This window comes from Desulfovibrio sp. ZJ369, from assembly GCF_011039085.1.
GTDB lineage: Bacteria > Desulfobacterota > Desulfovibrionia > Desulfovibrionales > Desulfovibrionaceae > Desulfovibrio.
Genome location: NZ_JAAKEI010000018.1, coordinates 1 through 17,004 on the forward strand (window position 1 = coordinate 1; position 17,004 = coordinate 17,004).

At 61.4% G+C, this 17,004-nt stretch carries 19 protein-coding genes and 1 tRNA gene; 13 read left to right on the plus strand and 7 right to left on the minus strand.

What is annotated here, in order from left to right; all coding sequences use genetic code 11:
• Nucleotides 1-110: 110 nt before the first annotated feature.
• From G7Y51_RS07580 to G7Y51_RS07605, 6 genes are all read left to right on the plus strand, one after another.
• On the plus strand, nucleotides 111-701 hold the full coding sequence (locus tag G7Y51_RS07580) for a hypothetical protein (protein WP_165176150.1): 591 nt from the start codon (nucleotides 111-113) through the stop codon (nucleotides 699-701).
• Complete coding sequence (locus G7Y51_RS07585; RefSeq protein WP_165176152.1) at nucleotides 698-2,485, plus strand: ATP-dependent helicase; 1,788 nt, start codon at nucleotides 698-700, stop codon at nucleotides 2,483-2,485. The genes G7Y51_RS07580 and G7Y51_RS07585 overlap by 4 nt, the downstream gene beginning before the upstream one ends.
• Nucleotides 2,486-2,591: 106 nt before the next feature.
• A complete protein-coding gene (locus G7Y51_RS07590; RefSeq protein WP_165176154.1) occupies nucleotides 2,592-2,882 on the plus strand; it encodes a hypothetical protein in 291 nt (96 codons plus the stop codon).
• Between the two features lie 92 nt (nucleotides 2,883-2,974).
• On the plus strand, nucleotides 2,975-3,733 hold the full coding sequence (locus tag G7Y51_RS07595; protein ID WP_165176156.1) for a phosphoadenosine phosphosulfate reductase family protein: 759 nt from the start codon (nucleotides 2,975-2,977) through the stop codon (nucleotides 3,731-3,733).
• 127 nt (nucleotides 3,734-3,860) lie between these two features.
• Nucleotides 3,861-4,058 carry a hypothetical protein gene (locus tag G7Y51_RS07600; RefSeq protein WP_165176158.1) on the plus strand — a complete coding sequence of 66 codons (198 nt, stop codon included), beginning with the start codon at nucleotides 3,861-3,863 and terminating at the stop codon, nucleotides 4,056-4,058.
• Between the two features lie 9 nt (nucleotides 4,059-4,067).
• A complete protein-coding gene (locus G7Y51_RS07605) occupies nucleotides 4,068-5,123 on the plus strand; it encodes a tyrosine-type recombinase/integrase (protein ID WP_165176160.1) in 1,056 nt (351 codons plus the stop codon).
• Nucleotides 5,124-5,187: 64 nt separating this feature from the next.
• Here the strand turns inward: G7Y51_RS07605 and G7Y51_RS07610 are convergent.
• Both G7Y51_RS07610 and G7Y51_RS07615 read right to left on the minus strand, forming a co-directional pair.
• A tRNA-Leu gene (locus G7Y51_RS07610) sits at nucleotides 5,188-5,273 on the minus strand.
• 103 nt (nucleotides 5,274-5,376) lie between these two features.
• Nucleotides 5,377-5,793, minus strand: a complete 417-nt coding sequence (locus tag G7Y51_RS07615) for a hypothetical protein (RefSeq protein ID WP_165176162.1) — start codon at nucleotides 5,791-5,793, stop codon at nucleotides 5,377-5,379.
• Between the two features lie 315 nt (nucleotides 5,794-6,108).
• On the opposite strand from G7Y51_RS07615, the gene G7Y51_RS07620 reads away from it, so the two are divergent.
• Nucleotides 6,109-6,579 (plus strand): phosphatidylglycerophosphatase A, encoded by a 471-nt coding sequence (locus tag G7Y51_RS07620; RefSeq protein ID WP_165176164.1) that lies wholly within the window; start codon nucleotides 6,109-6,111, stop codon nucleotides 6,577-6,579.
• A gap of 121 nt (nucleotides 6,580-6,700) precedes the next feature.
• Here G7Y51_RS07620 and infA read toward each other — a convergent pair whose 3' ends face one another.
• From infA to G7Y51_RS07645, 5 genes are all read right to left on the minus strand, one after another.
• Nucleotides 6,701-6,919: a translation initiation factor IF-1 gene (gene infA, locus G7Y51_RS07625; protein ID WP_006008898.1), complete on the minus strand. Its 219-nt coding sequence runs from the start codon at nucleotides 6,917-6,919 to the stop codon at nucleotides 6,701-6,703.
• A 112-nt stretch (nucleotides 6,920-7,031) separates the two neighbouring features.
• Nucleotides 7,032-7,838, minus strand: a complete 807-nt coding sequence (lgt, locus tag G7Y51_RS07630) for a prolipoprotein diacylglyceryl transferase (RefSeq protein WP_165176166.1) — start codon at nucleotides 7,836-7,838, stop codon at nucleotides 7,032-7,034.
• Complete coding sequence (gene moaC, locus G7Y51_RS07635) at nucleotides 7,835-8,326, minus strand: cyclic pyranopterin monophosphate synthase MoaC (protein ID WP_165176168.1); 492 nt, start codon at nucleotides 8,324-8,326, stop codon at nucleotides 7,835-7,837. Before moaC ends, lgt begins: the two co-directional genes overlap by 4 nt.
• Nucleotides 8,327-8,594: 268 nt before the next feature.
• Nucleotides 8,595-9,740: a metal-dependent hydrolase gene (locus G7Y51_RS07640; RefSeq protein WP_165176170.1), complete on the minus strand. Its 1,146-nt coding sequence runs from the start codon at nucleotides 9,738-9,740 to the stop codon at nucleotides 8,595-8,597.
• Between the two features lie 8 nt (nucleotides 9,741-9,748).
• The gene (locus tag G7Y51_RS07645) at nucleotides 9,749-10,075 is read right to left on the minus strand and encodes a chemotaxis protein (protein WP_165176172.1); all 327 of its coding nucleotides are present in this window, start codon (nucleotides 10,073-10,075) and stop codon (nucleotides 9,749-9,751) included.
• 257 nt (nucleotides 10,076-10,332) lie between these two features.
• Between G7Y51_RS07645 and G7Y51_RS07650 the strand changes: the two genes are divergently transcribed.
• The 6 genes from G7Y51_RS07650 (at nucleotide 10,333) to leuB (ending at nucleotide 16,885) form a co-directional block, all read left to right on the plus strand.
• Nucleotides 10,333-10,980: a phosphatidylserine decarboxylase family protein gene (locus G7Y51_RS07650; RefSeq protein WP_165176174.1), complete on the plus strand. Its 648-nt coding sequence runs from the start codon at nucleotides 10,333-10,335 to the stop codon at nucleotides 10,978-10,980.
• A 47-nt stretch (nucleotides 10,981-11,027) separates the two neighbouring features.
• Nucleotides 11,028-11,783, plus strand: a complete 756-nt coding sequence (pssA, locus tag G7Y51_RS07655) for a CDP-diacylglycerol--serine O-phosphatidyltransferase (protein ID WP_165176176.1) — start codon at nucleotides 11,028-11,030, stop codon at nucleotides 11,781-11,783.
• A gap of 269 nt (nucleotides 11,784-12,052) precedes the next feature.
• Nucleotides 12,053-13,600 (plus strand): 2-isopropylmalate synthase, encoded by a 1,548-nt coding sequence (locus tag G7Y51_RS07660; RefSeq protein ID WP_165176178.1) that lies wholly within the window; start codon nucleotides 12,053-12,055, stop codon nucleotides 13,598-13,600.
• A gap of 74 nt (nucleotides 13,601-13,674) precedes the next feature.
• Entirely contained in the window at nucleotides 13,675-14,949 is a 1,275-nt protein-coding gene (locus G7Y51_RS07665; protein WP_165176180.1) for a 3-isopropylmalate dehydratase large subunit, read from the plus strand.
• Nucleotides 14,950-15,097: 148 nt separating this feature from the next.
• Nucleotides 15,098-15,598 carry a 3-isopropylmalate dehydratase small subunit gene (locus G7Y51_RS07670; RefSeq protein ID WP_165070301.1) on the plus strand — a complete coding sequence of 167 codons (501 nt, stop codon included), beginning with the start codon at nucleotides 15,098-15,100 and terminating at the stop codon, nucleotides 15,596-15,598.
• A gap of 213 nt (nucleotides 15,599-15,811) precedes the next feature.
• A complete protein-coding gene (gene leuB, locus G7Y51_RS07675; RefSeq protein WP_165176182.1) occupies nucleotides 15,812-16,885 on the plus strand; it encodes a 3-isopropylmalate dehydrogenase in 1,074 nt (357 codons plus the stop codon).
• Nucleotides 16,886-17,004: the final 119 nt, after the last annotated feature.

Genomic DNA, 17,004 nt, shown 5'->3' on the forward strand with positions numbered 1-17,004 from the left:
TCTTGAGCGCGTTTTGTCCGCGCTGGAGCGGGCCGGGTGTGAGGGATGCGCCGCGCGGATGGTGCTCAAGCGCGAAATCAAATTGCTTCGGACCGCACAGGAGGCCGTCAATGGATAGCTCACTGCAAATCATGGAACAGCGGGTTTCCGGACTTCGGACACGGCTGGATGCGTTGCGGGCCGACGAGCGCCTTTTCCAACGCGCGGCCGGCCTCAAGACGCAACTGGAAAAGGACCGCGCGGCGGTGTTGGAGCTGGCGTCCGCGCTGGAAGCGGAAAAGAAGACGCTGGACGACCTGCGCAACAAAAAGGCGGCGGCCATGCAGGCCACGGCCACGGCCATTGCGGAAAAAATGGGCCAGGTGCTGCCCCACGGGCGCGCGGAATTTCGCGTTGACGATGAAGGGGCGGTATTTCTCGGCTGGGAAATTCCGGGCCACGGGGTTGTGCCCTGCGGGGGCCTCTCTGGCGGCCAGCGTGTGATGTTCGAGAGCGCGCTTGCCTATGCGCTGGCGCCGCAAGGGCAGAAAAATCCGGTCATCCTCATTGAGGGAGCGGAACTCGGCCAGGAAATCGGGCTGCTGCTGGAGAGCGTCGCCACGTCCAATGTGGACACGCAGATTATCGCCTGCACCTGCCACGAACTGGCCTCCATCAGCGACGGGTGGACTGCGGTGCATGTTGTGGAGGCCGCCCGATGACTCACCCCAGCCTGAACCAGGAACAACAGGCCGCCGTGCTGGCGCGGGAAAAAAATGTGCTGGTGCTGGCCGGGGCCGGAAGCGGTAAAACCCGCACCCTGGTGGAGCGCGTGGCCCACCTGATTGAGCATGGGGCCAGCGGGTATGAAATCGTCTGCACAACCTTCACCCGCGCCGCTGCCGGGGAAATGCGGGCGCGGCTCAAAGCCCGCGTCGGCAGAGAAGCCCGTAAGGTCACGGTATCCACCTTTCACGGCCTGGGTCTGGGCCTGCTGAAAAAATACGGCCATCACATCGGCCTGCGCTACGGCAATCTGACCGTGTACACCCCGCTGGAAACGGACACCCTGATCCGGCTCTGCGGCGAGCAGCTCGGTCTGTACGCCAAGGGTAAATGGAAGCACGGCAAAAAGGCCCTGGATGACATGTTTGCCGCCTTGGAGCGGAGCGGAGAAAAAATCGGGACAGCGCACCCGTACTATCCCGTGTTACAGGCATTTGAGGCTGCGTGCCGTCAGAACAACGCCATGCCCTATTACGGGCTGATTCACGGGCTTGTGGAACTGGCTGAAGCCGGCAAGGTCAGAGAGTTCACCAACTGGAAATACCTGCTGGTGGATGAAGTGCAGGATCTGGACCCGATGCAGTGGCGTGCTCTGAAAGCCATCGCGGAACACACGGACGGCGCTGAATTGTACGCCGTGGGCGATCTTTCCCAGTCCATTTATGGATTTCGCGGGGCTGTTCCTGCCCACCTGCAACATCTGATGGATGCCGGCGCGTTGACCGTCTACGAGCTGCGCAACAACTACCGCAGCGCCCCGGACATAGTATCCGCCGCAAACTGCCTGATCCGTCACAACACCAGCCACCGGGCGCTTGCCATGCGGGCCATGCGGGATGACGCGCCCCACGCTCTGGCAATCATTCCGAACGCGGACAGTTCCCGACTGGCCGATATTCTCGCCGCCCGGCATGGGTGGCCGCATCCTCCTGTTGTGCTGTGCCGGAACAACCGGATGCTGGACAGACTCAGTGAGGAGCTGACCGCCCGCGACGTGCCGCACAAGCGGATCGGCAGGCGCGCCACGGCCCTGCACAGCCCGCTTTTCGTCAAGGCCAACGCAGCCTTGAAGTGCATCGTCAATCCCTTTGACGAAACGGCCTTCCTGCTGGCTCATGCGGGCCTCGGCCTGGACGCGGGCGCATACGCGAACATCCGCGTGCGGGCTGCGGAAGAAGGAAAATCCTGTTTTGAGGCGTACCGGGACGACCTGAACGCGGACATTCTGGAAGCTATGCCCTCGGAAAGCGGCACAGTGAAAGAGGCCCTCGACTGGTTTGGTTCGGACGGATACCAGTTCGACCCGCTGGACGGATACGGCCCGGAATACTGCCAGTGGCTGGAACTCTACGCCGCTCAATATCCCACCGCCACCATCGCAGACTACCTCGACTGGCTGGCCCTGGTGGATGTGCAGGACGAAATGCCCGCCAGGGACGAAGAACCGTGCATCCTGCTCATGACCTGCCACGCCGCCAAGGGGCTGGAGTTCCCGTGTGTCATCGTGGCCGGATGCAATGAGGGCATTATGCCCAGCAAGCAGGCTCTCACCGCCGAAACGAAAGGCGACACGGCGGGCATCGAGGACGAGCGCCGCCTCATGTATGTGGCCGTCACCCGCGCCAAAGACCGCCTCATTCTGGCCGTCAGGCCGGAAAAGGAAGGCGCCGGCGAACGTCCATCCCGGTTCATCGCGGAATCAGGCTTGAGCAGCCAATAGAGCATTTTTTGATTGAAAATATTCATCATTGAGGGTGCGGCGGCATGGCTGCGTAAAGTGAAGGAAGCCAGCGGGGTGCCGCACAGGGACGATAGGAGAGCACAGCATGATTGATTCAACTTTTCGCCAAGTCTGTGCCGCCGCTGTCCAAAAATACGGAGCCGACGCCCAGCTTTGCCAGATACAGGAAGAAGCCGCCGAGCTCATCGCCGCCATTTCCCATTTCCGGCGCGGCCGCTCCGACAGCCGGGCGAAACTGCTCGAAGAACTGGCGGACATGGAAATCATGCTCGAACAGGCGCGCGTCATCTTCGGCGACGACGCGGTCACCACCGCGGCCACGCCGAAAATTGAGCGACTGTGTGACCGACTGGGCATTGAAGACAGCGCCGGGTAATCCTCATCCGGGAGCGCGGCCGGACACCAACGCGCAACAGGAACGGCCATGAGTCAAAAAATATCGACCTTCTCCCTGCCGGAGGGCTGGGAATGAAACCCGCCGCCCGTCAGTACGGATTGCCTGGCTTCGAGTTTGACGATTATGTCCAGGATGCCATTGCATTCCTGCGTCTGAATGAGCCGAGAGGTGGTTATTTTGTGGGCTTCAGTGGCGGCAAAGACAGCATTGTTACCCTCGATCTGGTCACGCGGAGCGGGGTAAAATACGTTGCCGGATATAATTGCACGGGTATCGACTATCCTGAAATCCCCCGCTTTATTCGGCGTTATTATCCTGACGTGGTTTTCATTTTTCCCAAGGAAAGCTATTGGCGATTGCTACGCAAAAATGGGCCGCCCATGCGGACGGTCAGATGGTGTTGCAACCGCCTAAAAGAGGGACATAACCCATATAAAAAGTGTGTTTTTGGTATCAGAGCAGAAAAATCTTATAGGCGAGCAGCACGAGGGCACATTGATACCTACAAAGGAAAAACTACATATAAACCGATTTTTCACTGGCCTGAATGGGCTGTATGGCAATATATCGAAGAAAACTCTTTCCTGTATCCGTCGTTGTATGATGAAGGATCAAGACGCATTGGCTGTCTAGGTTGCCCTTTTGCGTTGTGCGGAGCAAGTGAAGCAAAGGCAATACGTCGTAATGAAGAGATGGAAAAGTTCAAGAACTGGTTCAGAATACACCGCAAAATTTCACGGGAGTGGTTTGAGCGTACGCGGAAAGCACATCCTGGGAAGTACCCGATCCACGATTTTGATACATTTTACCGTGCATACTGGTTGCATTGAGGAGGGAAAAGAAATGAACCAGACAGACGAAAGAACCGCCCACAAAGCGCGGCCTCGGCTGGAACGCAAATCCCTGGGTCTGGGTAGTGGGATTCAAGCGACTCCTCGACACGGACAAGGAGGCCGCATGACAGACCACCTTGCAGCCGAGCGCTATGCCGAGCTCCTCTCCGCCCTGCGCGAGCGTGACGCCGCTATGCGCAAATTGGCCGCGCTGGACAAGCGCATCAAGGAGTTGGCTGGCATCGTACAGACATCCCAAACGCACAAGCCTGCGCAAAAAACCCTTTCCCCCAAGGACTTCGCCAGGGGGTACGGCTTCTAGGGGGACACAGTGAGCATTCACAAGGCCAACAAGCGCGACCTCTTTTTCTGCAAGTGGCGCGAGAACGGCAAGGAAAAGCGGCGCTACTTCAAGACCGAGCAGGAGGCCCGCGCTTTTGAGGCTGACCGCCTCCAGACACGGACGCAGGAGGAGGAACGCCTCACCCTTGGCGAGCTGACCATGCTCTTCTGCCGCAGCCGCTACGACCTCAACATCGTGACCAAGCGAAAGATCGTCTATTTTCTTGCGGGCTACGAGAAGGACGGCGTTCACCATCCCGGCACAGGAGAGTTTCTGCGTGACAAGTATGCCGAATCCCTCACACGGCAGGATCTTGAGCGGATGCGTGAGAGTTTTCGCAGCCGTGGCGTGGGAAACAATACCATCAATAAATTTCAGGCCATGGTGCGAGCAATCCTCGCATGGGGCGTCGATCAGGAGCTCATCCGCTTCAACCCATGGCGGGATTTCAAGAAGCTGAAATTCGCCCGTCCAGTGTTCCAGCCCAAAATGGAGGACTTGAAAAGGCTCTATCCGGAGTTGCCTGAATACCTGCAATGGGCGGTGAAAACCGCCTTTTTTCTTGCCCTGCGTCCGGGCCAGGTGGAGCTTTTCAGCCTGACATGGGATGCCTTCAACTGGCGGCGCGGCGTGGTCATCGTCCGGCAGGGAAAGAGTGGCCGCCTGAAAACAGTCGTCCCCCACTCCGCTTATATGCAGGAAGCCCGGCGCCGGTATGAAGCAGACATGGCCGCTGGTATCCCGTGGGTATGCCACCGGGGCAAAGGGCAGCGCGTCCTAAATTTCCGGACAGCCTGGGTTTTGGCGTGCAAGCGCGCCGGGGTCACACTCAGGCCCTATGACATCCGTCACATAGCGGCCACGGAAATGCTGGCGCGCGGGGCAGACCTTGCTGCTGTGGCCGCACAGCTTGGCCACAGCAGCGTGGCAACCACCGGGGCGGTCTATGCCCATGTCACCGCAGGAGGGCAGGCACATGCTGGCGCACTCATGCCCGCGCTTGGTGAGATGCAGCCTCCGGACACGGGGCGCACAAAAAGGTGATACATGGTGATACAAAAATCAAGCACATAAAAAGGGCTGCATCCTCGCAGCCCTTGCTATTCCTTGGTGCCCGGAGTCGGACTCGAACCGACATACTCTGCGAGTGAGGGATTTTAAGTCCCTTGTGTCTACCAATTCCACCATCCGGGCATTGTCGGGTTTTCGGCTTGCAACCGGCCGTCTGGCGCGGCGTCTTGCGTCAAGCCGATCGGGGAGCCCTCATGACGGCTTTTCTGCCGCCAATGGGTCCGCGTCAGTCTTCCTCGTGTGTTCCGTCTGCACAGTCGATGCGCCGGTTTTGCAGGTTTTGGGGCGGGTTCTCCGGCACAGGGCGCGCTTCTTCCTGCCACTGCCCTGTCTGCATCCAATAGATATGCAGGGCGTCCAAGCTTTTGTCCAGGCAGAGCAGCCGCCCCGTTACGCCCTGGGGCAGGATTTTTGCCGTTTCCTGGGCAATTTTACGGTACACATAGAGTTTATGCGCTTCAAAAGCACATTGAAACAGCAACGCATCGCCCAGGGGGGTAAAATCCAGGTGCGCGGCTCCGGCCCGCAGCAACAGCTCTTCCAAAGCCGTGGTCAGGCCTGCTTCAGTGTCCAGCAACTGTTCATAGCTCAGGCTTTCGTCATAACTGAGCCGACCAAAAAGCTCACTGTGATTTTTGTCCATGCCCTTGCCTCATCATGCCGAGTTCTATGCCAAAACCGCGGATTAGGCAACATTCCCGGCTGGCTTTGCGTGAGGAAGGCTCGTATATTCAGGCCTTGGACGGAGGACTCGCCGCCGGGCTTCTCCGCTGCCGCGGGAGCGAGTGCCGGGTGCGGCTTTCCTTTCTCTGGTTGGCGGTTCGGCCGCGTCAGCTTTATCTTCCGCGCAGTCAGCAGGCCAGCCCCTGCGGCTCAGAGCCCATTGCGATGCAGAGCAGGAGGCGGCGCTTTTGCCGCAGGCCCGGCACAAACAGCGGCACGCCGCATTGGAGAGTGTATGCGTTCCCGGGATGCATGGATATTGTCGTTTTGCCGTTTGGGCATAGCCGGTCTGGCCCCCAAAGCGCCGGGCACCTGGGGCACGGCCCTGGCCTGTGTGCTGGCGCCGTTCGTATTTCTGCCCTTTTCTCTGGGGGGACGCATACTGGCCGTGATTCTGCTGTTTGTGCTGGGCGCTCTGGCCGCAACACGCGCGGAAATTCTGCTGAACCGCAAGGATCCGGGCGAAGTCGTCATCGACGAGCTGGTGGGCGTCTGGATTGTGCTCTTGCCTTTTGAGCATCCAGGAATTGGGATTTTTGCGGCGGCCTTTGTCTTTTTCCGCTTTTTCGACATTCTTAAGCCCTGGCCGGTACGCGCCTCTGAAAACTGGCTGCCCGCAGGCTTTGGGATCATGCTGGACGATGTGCTGGCAGGATGTTGGGCTTTGCTCTGCGTCTTTCTGCTGCGTCTGGCCGGAGTGATCTGATCCCGTTCCCGCCTCCGGGCGCAGGGCAGTGTTGCAAAGCCGCGGGCATGGCTTCAGAAGACGCGCATGACGCCGCAGACTCCGGGAACAGGCAGAGGAGAAAGCGCAGACGCGCCCCGCGCTACTTCATGCGGTAGGTGATGCGGCCGCGCGTGAGATCATAAGGGGAGAGCTCCACCTTGACGCGGTCGCCGGGCAGGATGCGGATATAGAACTTGCGCATTTTGCCGGAAATGTGGGCCAACACCTCGTGGCCGTTTTCCAGCTCCACGCGGAACATGGCGTTGGGCAGAGCTTCCTGCACCACGCCGTCAACTTCAATGGAACCTTCTTTCGCCATGTGGCCTCCGTAAAAGACATGCGTAAACGGCAGACAGCTTCACAGAAAAGACCGGGCCTGTCAACAGGCGGCGAGGCGGCGTACAGGGCTGCCGCAAGGCAAGAGCCCGTTTTCAGGGTCTGCCCTTTTGCCAAGTCCTTTTTTGCTCGGACTTCATTGGTCTGAGCAGCAGCCAGAGGCCCACCAGAATAAGCGGCACGCAGAGCGTCTGACCCATGGTCAGCCAGCCGAAGGCCAGATAGCCCAGCTGGGGATCCGGCACGCGCACGAATTCCACAAGAAAGCGGAATACGCCGTAGCCCACGGCAAACAGGCCGGACACGACGCCGGGCTTGCGCGGCTTGTCCGAATACATCCAGACGATGATGAAGAGCGCCAGCCCTTCCAGCAGCGCCTCATACAGCTGGGAGGGGTGGCGCGGCTGCGGGCCGCCGCCGGGAAAGACCACGGCCCAGGGCCCGTCGCTGACTTTGCCCCAGAGCTCTCCGTTGATGAAGTTGCCCAGGCGTCCGAAAAAGAGGCCCTGGGGAATCAGAGGGGCCACAAAGTCCGAGACTTCCAGAAAGGATTTTTTGCGGCTGCGCGCAAAATACCAGAATGCCGCGAGCACGCCCAGCAGGCCGCCGTGAAACGACATGCCGCCGTTCCAGATGCGCAGGATCTCAACCGGATCGTGGATGTAGACCGGCAGATCGTAAAAGAGCACATACCCCAGGCGACCGCCCAGAATGATGCCCAGCATGACGCAGGTCAGCAAATCGTCCACATCGGCGGGCCGCCAGCCAGAGCCGGGCCGCGAGGCGCGCCGGCGCCCCAGAATCCAGCCCAGCGCGAAACCGAAGAGGTACATCAGGCCGTACCAGCGCAACTGCAGGCTGCCGATGGAAAAAGCCACGGGATCGATCTGGGGCATACTCATAAGGGCAATTCCGGAGCGTTGAATTCGCCGCTTTTGCCGCCGCTTTTGTGCAGCAGGCGCACCCGGCTGATCACTATGTCGCGCTGTATGGCCTTGCACATGTCATAGATGATGGCCGCGGCGGTCTGAGCGGCTACAATGGCCTCCATTTCCACGCCCGTGGCGCCCACGCTGCGGGCCTCGGCCTCAATGCGCACCTGGGGCGGCCTGTCGCGCACCTCAAAGCGGATATCGGCAAAGCTCAACTGCAGCGAATGGCAGAGGGGGATCAGTTCGTCCACGCGCTTGGCAGCCATGATCCCGCCGATTTTGGCGCAGGTCAGCACATCGCCCTTGGGCAGAGCGGCCTTTTGCAGCAGCTCCAGGGTGGCCGGCGCCAGTTCCACAATGGCTTCGGCAATGGCCACGCGCCTGCCTGGGGTCTTCCCGCCCACATCGACCATTGTCACAGTGCCCTGGGCATCCAGATGCGAAAAGGAATGTTCCATGCTGCGTCCTTGGATCATAGTGCTTTTAGAGCATTTTCAAAGTGAAAATGCCTGGCGCCGTGGGGCACGTTTGCCTGAGATTGCCCGCGCCTGTCGCCGACGCGCTTACGCGGGCGCAACGGATAAAACCGCCCCTGCTTCTTCGACGTGCCCCATGATGCGCGGGGTTCGGAGAAGCGTAGGGACATGCCGCATGGGCAGCGCAGTCTGTGTGATTTTTACAGCACATACTGTAGTTCGCGGCTTGAGGCAAGACCGTGGAAGGGGCCTAGCGCAGGCCCACCAGCCAGGGCCAGAACGACGGCGGCCGGGGAGGGCGCGGCGTCCCCCAGCGCGAATCGCGACCGCTGTCGGAAAAGCGCAGGCGTTCGCGCAGCAGCCGCGCTCCGCTCCCTGCCGCCTGTGGGGCGTTTTTGGGACGGAGGTCCGGGCTGTCGCCCTGTCCAAGTTCCACTTCCACCATGAGTTGAAAAGGGATATCCGCATGCGGGCGCATGGCCATGAGTTTTTGTACAAATTCCAGATTGCTGCCAAAGCGCAGATCATGGATTAAAAATTCGCGGGCGTGCTGCGCCGGGTCTTGCGGCCACTCCTCCCGGCGCAGGGGGGCGATGACCGGCAGCACGGCAAATTGCAAAAACGTCTCGCAGGTCACGGACTGGCGCGAAAGATCCGCTGCCAGAGCGTTGGGCACGGCCGTACAGGCGCGCTCCGGCGTGCGCGCCTGCCCCAGGGCATTGAGCCCTTGCTCGCGCACGTTTTTCCCCTTGGCGTTCTCTTCTTCAAAGAGCACCCGCCAGAAAAAGGGCGCCAATGCGTCCGGCAGCACGGTTACCCGGCTCACAAGCCGGTGTTCGGCCGCCAGGCGCGCTTCGGTCTGGGCCGTATGCCAGGCGTTGAGCCCCACGCCCAGGGCCGGGTATACGAAAATCCAGGCCAGGGCCAGGAGCATGAGCGCGCGCTTGGTGCGCCAGCGCCAGACAGCCCAGAGCAGGGGCAGCGTCAGCAGCAGATCGATGATAAAGATGCCGTTGAGGCGAACGCGCTCGTGCGAAAAGGGCAGAAAAATCATGGTGCCGTAGGTGGTCACCACGTCCAGCCAGATATGGAGCAGCACCAGGGCGCAGGCCAGGAGCCAGACCCGCGCGAAGCTCCAGCGCGCCGGCGTGGCCGCGCGCCAGAGAGGCCAGGAGCAGACGGCCAGAATCAGGCCCATGACCGGCAAGGCGGCGAGGGAATGGGTGATGCCCCTGTGCAGCAGGAGGAACTGCAGCGGGCCGGAGGCGAAAAGGATGTCCAAATCAGGCGAGGCGGCAACCAGAGCGGCCAGAGGCACGGCCCAGCGCGTGGCGGGGCGGCCCGGCAGAGCCAGCATGGCCACGGCGCCGCTGGCGGCATGGGTGACGGGATCCATGACGGGCGCTACTGCCTGAAGGGGCTGCGCTGCCTGGGAACCGCGCGATACGCCGGATCCTCTGGAGTGGGCTGGTCGCCGCGCAGACCGCTGAAGCGGCTCATCTGCCATTGCTGCATGCGGCTCATGACGTCCGGCCGGTTGACATGGTAGAGCATGCGCTGGGTATTGCTCATGCCGGTCATGGGGTAACGCAACTGATCCTCAGGGGCCATGCCCGGCGAGGCCGCGGCATACTCCGAGGAGGTGCCCGTCCCGATGTCTTTGGGGCCGCAGGCGGCCAATGCAAAGACCGTCAGAAGGGCGAGACAGAGAGTCTTGGTGGCTGTATTCATGCCGCCAGTATAGACATGAGCGCGCCAGGCCGCAAGGGGCGGCGCAACAACTCCGACGCTGCGAGGAATTCAGCTTTAAGATGATTTCAGTAAAAAATCCATTGTAATTTTACATGGTTGCAAAAGGAATTTCGCTCTAAAAATGAATCCTTCCAGAGCCAGGCATCTTGCCTTGCGCCCCGGCACAGTCTATAGATACACTTTCCATGTCATTGTACCGCCGCGCCGGACAGCGCGGCGCACCCACTGGAGTCATTATGCGCCCCGCAAACTGCGGCATTACCCCCGAAGGCTGGCCTTGCATCGGCCTGACCGCGCTCTCGGCCCTGGTTTTCGCTTTTCTGGGCTGGAGTTGTTTGGCTTTGCTCCTGTTGGCGGCCTGCTGGTTCAGCATGCATTTTTTCCGCGATCCCGAACGCGTCGTGCCGCAGGGCGAAGGTCTGGCCGTGAGCCCGGCTGACGGGCGGATCATCCGCATTGAGCAGCGCCCGGATCCCTTTGATCCGAGCGGCGAGCCCAGGCAGTGCATCAGCATTTTCATGAATGTCTTCAACGTGCACGTCAACCGCTCGCCCGTGGAGTGCGTGGTGGAGGAAATCCGCTACTGGCCCGGAAAATTTTTCAATGCCGCCATGGACAAGGCCGCCACGGACAACGAACGCTGCGCCTACCGCCTGCGCGGGGCTGACGGCCAGGTCTGGAGCATGGTGCAGATCGCGGGCCTTGTGGCGCGCCGCATCGTCTGCCGCGTGGCCGAAGGTGACGCGCTGGGCCGCGGCGAGCGTTACGGCATGATCCGTTTCGGCTCGCGAGTTGACCTTTATCTGCCGCAAGGCTATGCTGCGGCCGTGCAAATGGGCGAAGAAGTTTTTGCCGGGCAGAGCGTCCTTGCCCGGGCCCGGTAAGCCGCGCCCCGGCGTTGCGCCGCATGATGCGGCCGGTTTGGAAAAGCATGGAAAAGAAAAAGCCGCATAAAGGGGTCTACCTCCTGCCCAACATGATCACGACGCTGAGCATGTTTCTCGGCTTTTTGTCGATGGTCTGGGCAGTGCAGGGCCGTTTTGAAGCCGCGGGCATGGCCATCCTGCTTTCGGCGCTTATGGACGGTCTGGACGGCAAGGTGGCCCGCCTGACCAACACGGCCAGCGAATTTGGCGTGCAGTACGACTCCCTTGCGGATCTTGTGGCTTTCGGCCTTGCCCCGGCCATGCTGCTCTGGCAATGGCAACTGGAGGCCTTCGGCCGCCTGGGCGTGGCCGCGGCCTTCATTTATGCGGCCTGCGGGGCTTTGCGCCTGGCGCGCTTCAATGTCAGCACTGCTGCCGTGGGCAAGCGTTTCTTCATCGGTCTGCCGATCCCCGCAGGGGGCTGCACGGTGGTGACTTTTGTCTTTTTCGCCTCGCTGTTCCCCGGCTTTCTGCAGCCGCTGACTGCCTATCTGGCGCTGCTGCTGGCTGTGGGCGCAGGCATTTTGATGGTCAGCCGGGTGCGTTACTTTTCCTTTAAGGAATATGATTTTCTGCGTGCCCATCCCATCCGTACCATGATCGCCTTTTTGTTCATCCTCGCGTTGGTGGTTTCGCTGCCCCGGCTCATGGGCTTTGTGCTCTGCGCTTTGTACATCGCAGGCGGCCTTGTTTACACCTTTGTGATGCTCCCCCGCCGCAATCGTCAGTTGCTACGCGCCCTGTCGCCGCAAAGCGAGTAAGGTTGCGTAACGGCCCGCCGCCTTTCGGGCGGAAAGACGCGCTCCCCGGACAGCCGCCCTTTACGGTGGCCGTTACGCAAGATATATCCACTCGTTGCCGTTGGGTTCAGGCTTTTTGGCGCAGGGGCTCCCATGAGGCGGCCGCGTCCGTGCCTCAGGCGTTTGCGCTGCCGGTGGTCGGGCATTTTGAAAGGGAAAGCGCTGCGGCGGTTCCCTTGACAGCAACCGTGTTTGTACGGGGGAGCGGCATCAGACCAGAGGAGATCGTCATGCATAACCGCGTCTACTTTTTCGACACTACCTTGCGCGACGGCGAGCAATCGCCCGGCGCCACCATGAATTTACAGGAAAAACTGCGCCTTGCGCATCAACTGGAAGTGCTGGGCGTGGATATTATGGAGGCGGGCTTTCCTGCCTCCAGCCCCGGCGATTTTGAAGCCGTGCGGGCCATTGCCGCGCAGGCCGGGGATATACAGGTGGCCGGTTTGGCCCGCTGCGTGGAAAACGATATCGACCGTTGCTGGGACGCCGTGAAAATCGCCCGCAATCCGCGCATTCACATTTTCTTGTCCACCTCGCCCCTGCACATGAAGCACAAACTGCGCAAGGAGCCGGAAGAGGTGCTCAAAATGGCGGTGGCCGGGATCCGGCGCTGCGCTGCCTACACGGATAACGTGGAATTTTCCGCCGAGGATTTCTCGCGCTCCGAGCGCGACTTCCTCTGCCGCATCGTGGAGGCCGCCATCAAGGCCGGGGCCACCACCATCAACCTGCCGGACACCGTGGGCTACGCCCAGCCTGAGGAATTCGCCGCGCTCGTGGACTATGTGATCAAAAATACGCCCAACAGCGACAAGGCGGTTTTCAGCGTGCACTGTCATGACGATCTGGGCCTTGGGGTGGCCAATACCCTGGCTGCCCTCAAAGTGGGCGTGCGCCAGGCCGAAGTGACGCTCAGCGGCATCGGCGAGCGCGCGGGCAACGCCTCGCTGGAAGAGGTCGTCATGGCCTTGAGCGTGCGCCGCGATTACTACGCTCTGGAGCACAACATCAAGACCGAGCAGCTCTATCCCTCCTGCCGCCTGCTTTCCATGATCATCGGCCAGCCCATTCCCAACAACAAGGCCGTGGTGGGCGCCAACGCCTTTGCGCACGAATCCGGCATTCATCAGGACGGGATGCTCAAGAACCGCGAAACCTACGAGATCATGACCCCGCAGTCCGTGGGCCGCAGCGCCAGCAGTCTGGTCATCGGCAAGCACTCGGGCCGCAATGCTGTGCGCAACAAGTTCGAGAGCATGGGGTACAAGCTGGACGAGGAACAGCTCAATCTGGTCTTTGAGGCCGTGAAGCAACTGGCGGATCGCAAAAAAACCCTGCATGACGACGACCTCATGGCCCTCATCCAGCAGGAGATTTACCGTATTCCGGATCGCCTGCGCCTGCGCCATGTGAGCGTGCAGAGCTCGGATGCCGGAGGCGTGCCGCCCACGGCCGCGGTGCTCATGGATGTGGACGGCATGGAAAAGAGCGGCGCGGGTTTCGGCGTGGGGCCGGTGGACGCGCTCTTCAACGTGATCGCTGACATTGTGGGCCGCGAGCCCGAACTGGAGCAATACGCCATCAATGCGATCACCGGCGGCACGGACGCTCTCGGCGAAGTAACCGTTCGGATCAGGGAAAAGGCGTATTCCGCCGTGGGCCGGGGCACGCACCCGGATATTTTCGTGGCCAGCGCCAAGGCCTATGTGGACGCGCTGAACCATCTGGCCAAGAGAGAGGAGGAAGGCGCGCGCCTCCACTGCCAGCATGATTAGCGGGCGTCTATTGTCTTCCGGGCTGCGTCAGGCTGCGCTGCCCGCTCAGATGTATATTTGTAAGGAGTTTGAACATGCCTCAGACGCTTGCGCAGAAGATTCTGCAGGCTCATACCGACGACACCGTGGAGCGCGACGGCCAGATTGTCCAATGCCGGGTTTCTCTGGTGCTGGCCAACGACATCACCGGGCCGCTGGCCATCAAGTCTTTTCGCGGCATGGGGGCGAAACGGGTTTTCGACAAGGATAAAATCGCCCTGGTCATGGATCATTTCACGCCCCAGAAAGACATTGATTCGGCCAATCAGGTGCTGATCAGCCGCGCCTTCGCCCAGGAGCAGAACATTACCCACTATTACGAGGGAGGCGACTGCGGCGTGGAGCACACGCTGCTGCCTGAACAGGGCCTGGTGGGGCCGGGCGATCTGGTCATCGGCGCGGACAGCCACACCTGCACCTATGGCGGCATCGGAGCTTTTGCCACGGGCATGGGCTCCACGGACATTGCGGCGGCCATGGCTTTGGGCGAAACCTGGCTCAAGGTGCCCCCCACCATCCGGGTCAATTTCACGGGCGTCATGCCCCGCTGGTTGCGCGCCAAGGATCTTATACTTTTGCTGATCGGAACCATCGGCGTGGACGGAGCCTTGTACAAGGCCCTGGAATTCGGCGGCCCGGTCATTGACGCCCTGCCCGTGGAAGGCCGCCTGACCATGGCCAACATGGCCATTGAGGCTGGCGGCAAGGTGGGATTGTTCGCTGTGGACGCCCAGACCCGCGCCTATTGCGCCGAGCACGGCCACGATCCCAACCATCCGGGTTTGATCCGGGATCTGGCCGCGGATGCGGGCGCGGCATATGAGCGCGTGCTGGACATTGACGTCACCGGCCAGGAGCCTGTGGTGGCCTGCCCGCATCTGCCGTCCAACGTCCGGCCCGTGTCCGAGGTCAGGGATACGCCTGTCCAGCAGGTGGTCATCGGCTCCTGCACCAACGGGCGGATCAGCGACATGCGCGACGCGGCGGAAGTGCTGCGCGGCCGCAAGGTGGACAAAAAGGTGCGCTGCATCGTGCTGCCCTCCACCCCCACGGTCTGGAAGCAATGCCTCAAGGAAGGCCTGATGGAAGTGTTCATGGATGCGGGCTGCATTGTGGGCCCGTGCACCTGCGGGCCCTGCCTGGGCGGCCATACGGGCATTCTGGGCGACGGCGAGCGCGCGGTGACCACCACCAACCGCAACTTCAAGGGCCGCATGGGCAGCCTCTCTTCCGAAGTCTACCTGGCCGGGCCGCTGGTGGCGGCGGCCAGCGCCGTGGCCGGCAGGATCGCTTCCCCGGACGCGCTGTAAGGCCGGATGGGAGCAGGGGCCAGGGCAGACGCAGCGCATGCGGCAGCCCTGAAGCAGGGGCGCAGTGCAGGAAAAATTTCGGGAAAGATGCGGGCCAGGGGAGGGAAAAGGCTTTCCTGCCCCGGTATTTCCGCCGGAGGAATCACATATGGAGTACAAGGGCAAGGCCCACAAAGTGGGCGAACATATCGACACGGACGCGATTATCCCGGCGCGCTTTCTGGTCACCAGCGACGCCGCGACATTGGGCGAAAAATGCATGTCCGGACTGGACCCGGAGTGGGTCAAACGGGTGCGGCCGGGCGACATTCTGGTGGCCGGGCGCAACTTTGGCTGCGGCTCCTCGCGGGAGCACGCGCCCATTGCCATTCTGGGCGCGGGCATGCCCGTGGTCATCGGGCACAGCTTTGCGCGCATTTTTTACCGCAACGCCTTTAACATGGGCCTCTTGCTCATGGAAGTGGGCGACGAGGTGGACAAAATCCGGGACGGCGACGAACTGGAAATCGACGCGGCCACGGGCCGCATCCACGATCTGACCAACGGCGCGGAAATCGTCTGCCCGCCCCTGCCCAAATCCATGGCCGCCATTCTGGCCAGGGGGGGCCTGGTAGGCTATGTAAAGGAGCGCCTGGGAGACGGGCGCTAGCGCCTTTTGCTTCCCGGCCTGCCTATGCGCCTGTTTTGCCCAGGGCTCACGGCCTGTGCTGCTGCATCCGTATGCAGGCGCGCCGCCAGGGGCAGCGGCAAGCGTGTTTGGCCTGTGGGGCGTCTGCCTGGCGGAGATTGCGCGGTTGCCGGCTGTTGCCGGTCATGCGCGCGGAACAACGTGGAGTACCTGAAAAAGTTAAGGAAATGACATATGCATAAGACCATCTGCCTCTTGCCCGGCGACGGCATCGGCCCGGAGATTCTGACCCAGGGAGCCTGCGTGCTGGCGGCCACGGCGCAAAAATTCGGCCACATCTTTGATTTTGAGGAAGCCCTGATCGGCGGCGCGGCCGTGGACGCCACGGGCGAACCCTTGCCCGCCGAAACCGTGGAGAAATGCCGCAAGGCGGATGCGGTCTATCTCAGCGCGGTGGGCGGCCCCAAGTGGGATGCCGTGCCGCCGGAAAAACGGCCGGAAAAAGGCCTTTTGGGCATCCGCAAGGCTCTGGGGCTTTTCGCCAATCTGCGCCCGGCCCTGCTGCTGCCGGAACTGGCCGGAGCCTGCCTGCTGCGGCCGGACGTGGCGGCCAGGGGCCTTGATCTCATTGTGGTGCGCGAGCTCACGGGCGACATTTATTTCGGCGAGCCGCGCGGTCTGGAAACGCGCGACGGCCTGCGCACGGGCTTCAACACTATGATTTATACGGAAGAGGAAATCCGCCGTATCGCGGTGGTGGCCTTTGAGACCGCGCGCAAGCGCCGCAAAAAGGTCTGCTCCGTGGAAAAGAGCAATGTGCTGGAAACCTCGCGGCTCTGGAAGGAAGTGGTGCTCGAAACCCACAGGGAGTACGCCGACGTGGAGCTTTCGCACCTGTATGTGGACAATGCGGCCATGCAACTGGTGCGCGATCCCTCGCAGTTCGACGTTATCCTGACCGGCAATATCTTCGGGGATATCCTTTCCGACGAGGCCTCGGTGATCACCGGCTCCCTGGGTATGCTCCCCTCGGCCTCACTGGGCGCTTCCGGGCCCGGGCTCTTTGAGCCTGTCCACGGTTCCGCGCCGGATATCGCCGGGCAGGACAAGGCCAATCCTCTGGCGACGATTCTGTCCGGGGCCATGCTCCTGCGCCTGGGTTTTGGACTGAGCGCCGAAGCTGACTGCATTGAAGCGGCCGTGCGCCGGACCCTGGCCGACGGCTACCGCACCGGCGACATCATGGAAGCGGGCAAAACTCTGGTGGGCTGTGAGGAAATGGGGCGCAAAGTCCTGGAGCGGCTGTAAGCCTGCGCCGTAGAGCATTTTTTGATTGAACATATTCATTTTCAATCAAAAATGCTCTAATGAGGGCTGAACTTGGCTGCTTTCATGAGCAAAACGCTCCCCTCTATCTTCTCAACGGC